Origin of the sequence: Amycolatopsis sp. NPDC102389 (assembly GCF_044765885.1) — a bacterium.
Lineage (GTDB): Bacteria > Actinomycetota > Actinomycetes > Mycobacteriales > Pseudonocardiaceae > Amycolatopsis.
In genome coordinates, this window is sequence record NZ_JBIWKX010000026.1 from 1 (window position 1) to 7,971 (window position 7,971).

General features: G+C 67.6%; 9 protein-coding genes. 7 read left to right on the forward strand and 2 right to left on the reverse strand.

The window, feature by feature from the left end:
- The first annotated feature begins 449 nt into the window (after window positions 1-449).
- Window positions 450-1,427: a hypothetical protein gene (locus ACIRGA_RS22065; protein WP_400943812.1), complete on the forward strand. Its 978-nt coding sequence runs from the start codon at window positions 450-452 to the stop codon at window positions 1,425-1,427.
- 91 nt (window positions 1,428-1,518) lie between these two features.
- Here the strand turns inward: ACIRGA_RS22065 and ACIRGA_RS22070 are convergent, their stop codons facing one another.
- Window positions 1,519-2,286, reverse strand: coding sequence for a S1 family peptidase (locus ACIRGA_RS22070; RefSeq protein ID WP_400943815.1), 768 nt, complete (start codon window positions 2,284-2,286; stop codon window positions 1,519-1,521).
- Between the two features lie 276 nt (window positions 2,287-2,562).
- On the reverse strand, window positions 2,563-3,138 hold the full coding sequence (locus tag ACIRGA_RS22075) for a TetR/AcrR family transcriptional regulator (RefSeq protein ID WP_400943819.1): 576 nt from the start codon (window positions 3,136-3,138) through the stop codon (window positions 2,563-2,565).
- A gap of 77 nt (window positions 3,139-3,215) precedes the next feature.
- On the opposite strand from ACIRGA_RS22075, the gene ACIRGA_RS22080 reads away from it, so the two are divergent.
- From ACIRGA_RS22080 to ACIRGA_RS22105, 6 genes are all read left to right on the forward strand, one after another.
- Entirely contained in the window at window positions 3,216-3,584 is a 369-nt protein-coding gene (locus ACIRGA_RS22080; RefSeq protein WP_400943822.1) for a hypothetical protein, read from the forward strand.
- Window positions 3,584-4,489 (forward strand): hypothetical protein, encoded by a 906-nt coding sequence (locus ACIRGA_RS22085; protein WP_400943825.1) that lies wholly within the window; start codon window positions 3,584-3,586, stop codon window positions 4,487-4,489. Before ACIRGA_RS22080 ends, ACIRGA_RS22085 begins: the two co-directional genes overlap by 1 nt.
- Window positions 4,490-4,940: 451 nt before the next feature.
- The gene (locus ACIRGA_RS22090; RefSeq protein ID WP_400944019.1) at window positions 4,941-5,315 is read left to right on the forward strand and encodes a YciI family protein; all 375 of its coding nucleotides are present in this window, start codon (window positions 4,941-4,943) and stop codon (window positions 5,313-5,315) included.
- Complete coding sequence (locus ACIRGA_RS22095; protein WP_400943828.1) at window positions 5,312-6,547, forward strand: RNA polymerase sigma factor; 1,236 nt, start codon at window positions 5,312-5,314, stop codon at window positions 6,545-6,547. The genes ACIRGA_RS22090 and ACIRGA_RS22095 overlap by 4 nt, the downstream gene beginning before the upstream one ends.
- A complete protein-coding gene (locus tag ACIRGA_RS22100; protein WP_400943831.1) occupies window positions 6,544-7,413 on the forward strand; it encodes a carboxymuconolactone decarboxylase family protein in 870 nt (289 codons plus the stop codon). The genes ACIRGA_RS22095 and ACIRGA_RS22100 overlap by 4 nt, the downstream gene beginning before the upstream one ends.
- Before the next feature lie 75 nt (window positions 7,414-7,488).
- Entirely contained in the window at window positions 7,489-7,830 is a 342-nt protein-coding gene (locus ACIRGA_RS22105) for a VOC family protein (RefSeq protein ID WP_400943834.1), read from the forward strand.
- Window positions 7,831-7,971: the final 141 nt, after the last annotated feature.

Sequence of the window (7,971 nt, forward strand, 5' to 3'; positions counted from 1 at the left end):
TGGACCAGCCAGCACACCCCAGCACGCCCACGCCCACCAACAAGATCAACAAACCCCACCAAGATCACCAACAAAACCCACCGGTGGATCCAGGTTAGACGCGACGAAGGGAGCCTTCATCCCACCGTCGGCCCACCAGGGCCCTCTTCGCTGACGCCCAAGCGCCGCTGAATGTCCACAAGGGACGCTTTCCAGCTGCGTTGTGTCCGGTTTATATCTATAAGTACGATTCTAGCTGAGGTCGTGAGTGGCAATTAGGGTTAGAACCCTCTTTGCCACTCACGACCCCCCGCGCAGAACTGGTCAGACGGCATCAAACGGACATTCAGTCGCCCGGCAGCGTCCTTTGTGGACACTCGGCTGACCGGCCGACAACCCGGCCGGAACCACGCACGCTCCCCCGCGAGTCCCAGTTGAGAACGGGACGTACAACGACTACCAAGGAACGCATGAAGACCCTACTCAAGAAAGCGACGATCACTGCCGCGGCGAGCACGCTGCTGCTCAGCCTCACCATGGTGGGCACCGCCTCCGCCGAGGCCGCGGCCATCACGTGCGACACGAAGTCCAGCGGCAAGGACGGCCCCTTCTACCGTGGGGAATCCGCCTCCTACGCCTACGACAACCGGTTCAGCAAGAGTCACCCCATCCCCGCGCTGGAGACCAACATCCCCCAGGGCACGGCGACCTGGTCGAACTGGGACGGGTCGAACGACCTGATCCTGGTCACCTCGTACGAGTCGGGGCACCGCAGCGCGATCATCATCGGCATCGACGCCAAGACCGGCAAACAGGTCGGCCAGGCGCTGCTCGCGTACTCGCACGTCGGCGGGATCGCGGTGTTCGAGAAGCAGGGCTGGGCGTTCGTGTCCGGCAAGGGCGACACGATCCGCAAGTACTCGCTGGCGAAGCTGAAGAACGCGATCAAGAAGTCGCTGCCCATCGAGCAGGAGGGGAAGGCGCAGATCGTGTACGCCTCCTCTTTCCTCACCAGCCACGGCCCGAGCAACACGCTGTGGGCCGGCAAGTTCGAGGATGCCAAGCGCGGGTTGATGCACTCGTACACCGTCGGCTCCGACGGCAAGCTGGGCTACCGGGCGGGCTCGTGGGAGGTGCCGACGAAGACGCAAGGTCTCGTCGTCACCAAGGACCTGTTCATCTACAGCACTTCGCACGGCAGGAACAACCGCAGCAACATCTACGTGGTCCGGCGCGGCGCCGGCGACAAGGACCTGGACACGGCCAAGAAGCACTGCTTCCGCGCGCCGAGCATGTCCGAGGGGCTGACGGTCTACGGCAGCAACGTCTACCTGGCGTTCGAGTCCGGCGCGCACTACTACAGCAAGGCCGCGGACAAGCCGAGGAACATCATCTCGAACCTGCACAAGGCGCCACTGTCCTCTTTGGAGGAACTCGCGCCCCGCTGACGGTCCGGTATTGATCCGTGACGAACGGGCGAGGACGGTCGTGTCACCGTCCTCGCCTGTCGTCTACTTTGGACTCAGAAGCTTCTCGACGTCACGCCGTCTGCTCGGTGATCCAGTCCTGGTACACCGTCACATCGGTCCAGATGCCCAGGCCGCTGGCGCACTTCGGGTCCGCGTCGCCATCGCGGCTGGTGGCGCCGACCAGTTCCCACTCACCCGGCCTGCCCTTGATCTGCGGCCCGCCCGAGTCGCCGTAGCAGCCCATCGCGTCCGGCGTGTCGGAACCGGTGCAGATCTCCTTGCCCGTCGCCAGATTCCGGCAATCCTCCGACGGCCTCACCTTGGTGTCCAACTCCTGAAGGATCTCCGGCGCCCCGCAGTTCTGCTCGGCGCAGTGCTCGCCCCAGCCGAGGATCCTGGTCGCCGTTCCCGCGTCGCCCGCCGCCTCGGCGATCTTGATCGGCCGCTCGGTCACCGGTTTGTCCAACCGCACCAACGCGATGTCCCCGCCCGGCGGGTTCTGCCCGACGAAGTCCGGATGCACGATGATCCGGCTGACGCCCGTCTCGGTGCCCCCGCTGTTGTGCTGCCGTGCTCCGATCCTGGTCCTGATCTCCCCCGGCTGCGCCCCCTTCACACAGTGCGCCGCGGTCACCACCCAGTTCTCGCTGATCAGCGAGCCGCCACAGAAGTGGTTCCCGCCCCGCTGCAGCGACACCATGAACGAGTAGTCCTCCGTGGCGTCGTGCCCGCCGATGACGTACGGCGTCGGCCCGTCGGCCGCCGTCGCGACCCCCGGGATCAGCGCCGCACCCACCGCGGCCAGCCCGGCCGCCAGTACCCCTGTTTTGCGAAGCATTATCGTGATCTCCCCGTAGACGACGAATTACTGACAGTCGTCACGCTATGGGGTGGTGATCACCGCCTGGATCGGCTCATCGGCCGGGCCGCATCGGCCAAATGGCCGACCCAGCGTGACCGCGCCACACGATAGGTGCCTCGGGCTGACGAATCGCTCGCGCGTCAGCTTTCTTTCGATCCGGCTGACAGGCCATCGACCATCTTGTACGTTCCTATCTCGAACACGCATGTTCAAGATAGGACTTGGAGGGGCGGTGCACCCGTGAAGGCGATCTCAGCGCACGGCGAGCGTGGCGAGGACGGTCTCTCGTACCAGCCTCGGCGCCTCGCCGGCGGTCACCTCACCGCGATGCACGGCCGCGGACGCTCCGTGCAGCACCGCTTGGAAGGTCATGAGATGCCACGTCGCCGGGATGTCCTTCCGGAACGTCCCGGACTCCTGCCCTCGTTCGACGAGCTCGCGGACCCGCTCGGCGAGGCCGGCGTGCATGCGGTGCATCTCGGCCGGGGTCAGGATTTCGCTCGCGGCCATGACGATCGCCCCGAATCGCCGGGTCAGCTCCCAGGTGGCCTCGACGAGGCGGGCCATGGCTTCTCGCGGCTCGCCGTCGAGATCGAGGCCGTCGAGAGCCTCGTCGGTCCGCGCGATGGCGCGAGCGGCCACTTCCGCGACCAGAACGGCCCTCGACGCGAAGTGGCCGTACAGAGTCACGCGGCCGACGCCGGCCGCTTTCGCGATCTTGTCGATGCTGACGCCGGGATCGACGGCCAGCGAGGCCGTCGCGGCGTCCAGGATCGCCTCGACATTCCGGCGTGCGTCCGCGCGTTTGACCGGTTCGGTCGTCGACATGACTTCCTTCCCGCCCGCACCCGGTTCACGGACTGCGGGCACGAGTTCGGGTCACCACGATACGAGAGGGGTTCGGGATGAGCACCGGCGGTTATCAGGTGGATCCACAGACCGTGGATCGCTACGTGACGGAGGTCGTCCAACCGGCGATCACGGACATGGAAAGGGTCACCGGGGAGCTCGGCCGGACTTCGACGGCCGACTGGAAAACGCTTCTGGGCAAGCCGCTTCTGCAAGGCGGCGAGGATTTCACCGATTCCTGCCGGACGACGCTCAAGAAGTTCTTCGACCTCCACCGCGAGCTGCATCGCCGCCAAGCCGACTTGTACAACCAGGTCGTCGCGTTCGGCGACGCGGTGAGCCAGGCGAGTGCCCTGTACGCGAGGAACGAGGTGCGGGCCACCGAGACCCTGGGCGCCATCGGACGCGAACTGGGCGGTGCCTGATGGCGCCGCCTGGCCGGTCACCCGAACCCGGGCACCCAGTCGTTCAGGGCCTCGACCGCAAGTTCGGACACGAAGGAGAGATCGTCGCCTGGGTCAGATGGCTGCTCGAGCCCTTCCACGACGGCAGCCCCGGCCGCTGCCTCACCCCCACCGGCGCGCACGAATCGGACACCCCCTCGAAGAACGGCGGGGGGATGACCTACCCGTACGAATCGGTCATCCAGGGCCGGTTTCTCGAGCAGTTCTTCGACCCGGCTTTCGCCTTGTCCGGCCAGGAACTCGCTCCCGACGACGACGAGGCCGTGGCCGCGCAGGTGCACAAGGCACTCGAGGACGCCCGCTGGGACGGGAACAATCACGTCAACGCCTTGGCGCACGGCTACCAGAGCATCAAGAACCAGGTCGCCGACCCCGAGCGTTTCGGGCTCGTCCAAGCCGAGACGTTCTTGGGCAGCGTGATCGACTACATGGAGGACTTCTGTCCGCTGGCCGAGGAACTCGCGAAACTGATGACCGCCTACGCGGGGATCATCGTCAAGGCACGAGAAGACCTGAACGAAGTGATGGGCAGGCTCGTCGACGCGGTTCACGACAAGTACTACGCACAAGGCTCCCCCGATTTCTCGATCGCGCTGAGCACCATCGCCGGAGCCCTGGGCACCGCGGCGACCGGAGGAACAGTGCCCATGGTGTGGGGCACGGCGCTGATCACCTTCCTCTCCGAATCCGCGAAAGAAGGAGCGGCCCCGGTCAAAGGCCCCAGTTGGGAGGAGATCTTCAATAGTTACCTGGTCGCCCAAGCCGATGTTCTCGGCCGGGCCGAAACTCAGCTCAGCGTGATCAACAGGCGCATCGACTCCTTGGCGGGACGCCTGCCCGCCGTCCCTCACCTCGCTCCCGGGTAGCCCTGACCGAGGAGCTTGCCACGGGCATCGGAGTCGGTACCGTGCTGGAGGCAATGGGGTACCAGCGTTGTGAGGTGTGGGGTGTCAGGGGCCCGGGTCTACGACTGACTGCTCGGCGGCAGCCCCAACCGGACGTTCCTTCGCTGTGCTGTCGTCGAGGCGGACCTCTGCCGGCCGGGCAAGGTGCTGAACTCCGTTGCGGCACACGGGTTGCTGGACTTCGACCGATCGGCCGGTCGGGCTGCTCATGGTCGCCGTGTGGTGAGCGCGCCGCTGTGGCATGCGGAACCAGGCCTCCGCGACGTCGAGCCGGACGACGTCTACGCCGGAGTCGGACGCAAAGTCTGAGAACGCGGGGGCGAAACTCGACAGGTACAGGGCGAGCTGTCGAGTTACCGTCGTGCTGTTCGTCATCCTCTTCGACGGATCGAAACCGGTGAGTGGAGGACACGTGCTGTACATGCTGCTGGTCTACAACTGCGACCGCCCGGAACCGCAGGACCCGCGTTTCCCCGAAGCGCTGGCCAGAGTGAACGCGTTCGCCGACGAGTGCCGCCGCCGCGGCGCCTTCGTGTCCGGGCATCCGCTGCAGGGCGAGCACACCGCGACCACGGTCAGCGTCCGCGAAGGCAAGACGCTCATCACCGACGGGCCGTTCCTCGAGACCCACGAGCATCTCGGCGGCACCTACGTGCTCGACTGCCCCAGTCTCGATATGGCGCTGGAGCTGGCGGCGCTGTGCCCGATGGCCGAAGACGGAACGATCGAGGTACGCCCGATCGCCGGGGTACCGGATCTCGATCACCGGGCGGCGACCGGCGCATGACGTCGTCGCCGGTCCTGTCGGAGACGTATCGCGAGCATCGGTCCCGCATGCTCGCCGCGCTGGTCCGGGTGCTCGGCGATTTCGAACTCGCCGAGGACGCCCTGCAGGACGCGTGCGCGCTCGCCCTGCGCAAATGGGGCGAGGCTCCGCCGGACGACCCGGTGGCCTGGCTGCTGACCGCGGCGCGCAACAGCGCGATCGACAGGCTGCGCCGGGCGCGCCGCGGTCAGGAAAAGCTCGCCGAGCTGGGGCTTCCGCCGGAGGTGACGCACATGGACATCGGCGAGGACAGCCTGCTCGGCGTCGGGGACGAGCGGCTCAGTCTCCTCTTCACCTGTTGCCATCCCGCGCTGGCCGAGGAAGCGCGGGTCGCGTTGACCTTGCAGGCCGTGGCCGGGATGACCGCGGGACAGATCGCGCGCACGTTCCTGATCGGTGACGCGACCTTGGCGCAGCGGCTGGTGCGGGCGAAACGCAAGATCCGCGACGCCGGGATCAGCCTCGACGTTCCAGCCGACCATCTCCTGCCGGAGCGTCTCTCCGGAGTCCTCGCGGTGGTCTACGTGATCTTCACGCAGGGTTACACCGCCGACGGGGACCAGCCGGAGTTCCGGGAACTTCAAAGGGAGGGGATCCGGCTCGCCAAGCTCGTCGCCGCTCTCATGCCCGACGAGCCGGAAGCGCTCGGCCTGGCCGCCTTGCTCTTGGTGCAGGATTCACGCGCCGCGGCACGCTACGGGCCGAACGGGGACGTCGTCCTGCTCGCGGACCAGGACCGGTCGCGGTGGGACCGCGCCGAGATCGCCGAAGCCGTCGGGCTGCTCGACCGGGCCTTGCGCCACGGGCGGCCGGGCCCGTATCAGCTGCAGGCCGCCATCGCCGTCATGCATGCTCAGGCGCCGACAGCCGGCGAGACGGACTGGGCAGGTATCGCCGGCCTCTACGAGCGGCTGCTGGAGATGAGCCCCTCCCCTGTCATCGCCCTGAACCACGCGGTCGCGGTCGCCATGGCCACCACCCCGGCGGACGGCCTCGCGCTCATCGACGACATCGAAGGCCTCGACCGGTACCACCTCCTGCACGCCGCGCGCGCCGACCTCCTGCGGCGGCTCGGGCGGACCGCCGACGCCGCGGCCGCGTACCGGCGCGCATACGAACTCGCCGTCAAACCCGCCGACCGGCGCTACCTCACCGGCCGGCTGACCGCACTCGACACCGCGGAGTCCCGATGAGACTGTCCATTCTCGACCACGGCCATCGTCGTCGCGCGAAGCTCTTCCTGGGCCTCACGTCCAAACAGTCCGGAGTGGACAGTCCCGACATCGTGAAGATGCTCTTGTACCGCCCCGGCTTCTTCGCCCAGCCCCTCCTGGAACTCACGGCGGACGCGATGCGCGGACCGTCCTACTGGACCGCGGGAGAACGTGAATACCTCGCCATGACCACCGCTCGGCTGCACGAGTGCCCGTTCTGCGCCGTCACCCACGCCGAGCTCACCCGTCTCGCCGGGACCGGCGAGATCGACCCGGACGACGCCGGGTCGGCGCGGCCCGAGCTCGCGGCCGTCCGCACGTTCTTGGAGTCCGTCAGCCGCGATCCCGGAGCCATCGACGCCGCCACCGTGGCCGAACTGCCCCGGCACGCGGTCGCCGAAGCGCTCCGCGTGAACCTGGTCTGGAACATCGTCAACCGGCTCGCCAACGCCTTCGGCTTCGTCCTGCGTGACGGCCAGCTGGAGACCGGAACCAGGTCCCTGCACCGGTTCGGCTACCGCTTCCCCGGCTTCCTCCTCCGCGAAGGCGACAGAACCGACCACGGCGACGCAGCACGGAACCTGCGCCACGCCGTGCTGGAAAGCCCCGCCACGACGGACGAGAACATCCGCGCGGCCGCTCTGACCGGTGAAGAACTCCCCGAGCCCCTGCACTCGTATGCCGCGAAAGTCCGCGACGCGTCCCACCGGATCACCGACGCCGACATGGCCGAACTCAAGGGCGCCGGATACAGCGAAGACGAGATCTTCGAGGTGACGGTGGCGGCCGCCGTCGGAGCGGCCCTGCGCGGCTTCGACGCCGGGAACCGCGCGGCCGGGATCTGAAGCGCCAGACGGTGTCGAGACCGGCCCACCGCGTTCGTCCTCGAAGTGTCACCAAGGACACCGAAAGGACCGATCATGGCCGGACAGATCAACTGGGTCGAAATCCCCGCCGCCGACACCACCAAAGCGCGGGCCTTCTACGGCGAACTCTTCGGCTGGACGACCAGCGCGTTCGGCGACGACTACCACGTCATCGAGGGAGGTCCGGCCGGTGCGATCACGGCCGCAGGCGACGCCTTCACCCACCCGAGGGTCTACTTCGCCACCGACGACATCGACGCCTCGCGCAAACGGCTGCACGAACTCGGTGGCCAGGGTGACGATGTGCAGGCGATCCCGGGTGTGGGCCGGATCGCCCACTGCCAGGACGACCAGGGAACCCCCTTCAGCCTGTACGAACCCGAGCGGCGGGACTGATCCGCTTCACTGGGACCGCCGGCCATAAGGGGTCGTGGGTGGGCAGGGTGGGGGGAAACCCCCATTCCCCACACCACCCAGTGGGGGGGGGCCCCCACCACCGTATGCGGGCCGGCCCCCCGCGGGGGTGGGCACGGCGCG

Bases quoted from the DNA above. Each gene is read 5' to 3' on its own strand.
- ACIRGA_RS22085 (WP_400943825.1), top strand. From the start codon at position 3,584: ATGGCGCCGCCTGGCCGGTCACCCGAACCCGGGCACCCAGTCGTTCAG.
- ACIRGA_RS22070 (WP_400943815.1), bottom strand. From the start codon at position 2,286: ATGCTTCGCAAAACAGGGGTACTGGCGGCCGGGCTGGCCGCGGTGGGT.
- ACIRGA_RS22105 (WP_400943834.1), top strand. From the start codon at position 7,489: ATGGCCGGACAGATCAACTGGGTCGAAATCCCCGCCGCCGACACCACC.
- ACIRGA_RS22080 (WP_400943822.1), top strand. From the start codon at position 3,216: ATGAGCACCGGCGGTTATCAGGTGGATCCACAGACCGTGGATCGCTAC.
- ACIRGA_RS22095 (WP_400943828.1), top strand. From the start codon at position 5,312: ATGACGTCGTCGCCGGTCCTGTCGGAGACGTATCGCGAGCATCGGTCC.
- ACIRGA_RS22100 (WP_400943831.1), top strand. From the start codon at position 6,544: ATGAGACTGTCCATTCTCGACCACGGCCATCGTCGTCGCGCGAAGCTC.
- ACIRGA_RS22065 (WP_400943812.1), top strand. From the start codon at position 450: ATGAAGACCCTACTCAAGAAAGCGACGATCACTGCCGCGGCGAGCACG.
- ACIRGA_RS22075 (WP_400943819.1), bottom strand. From the start codon at position 3,138: ATGTCGACGACCGAACCGGTCAAACGCGCGGACGCACGCCGGAATGTC.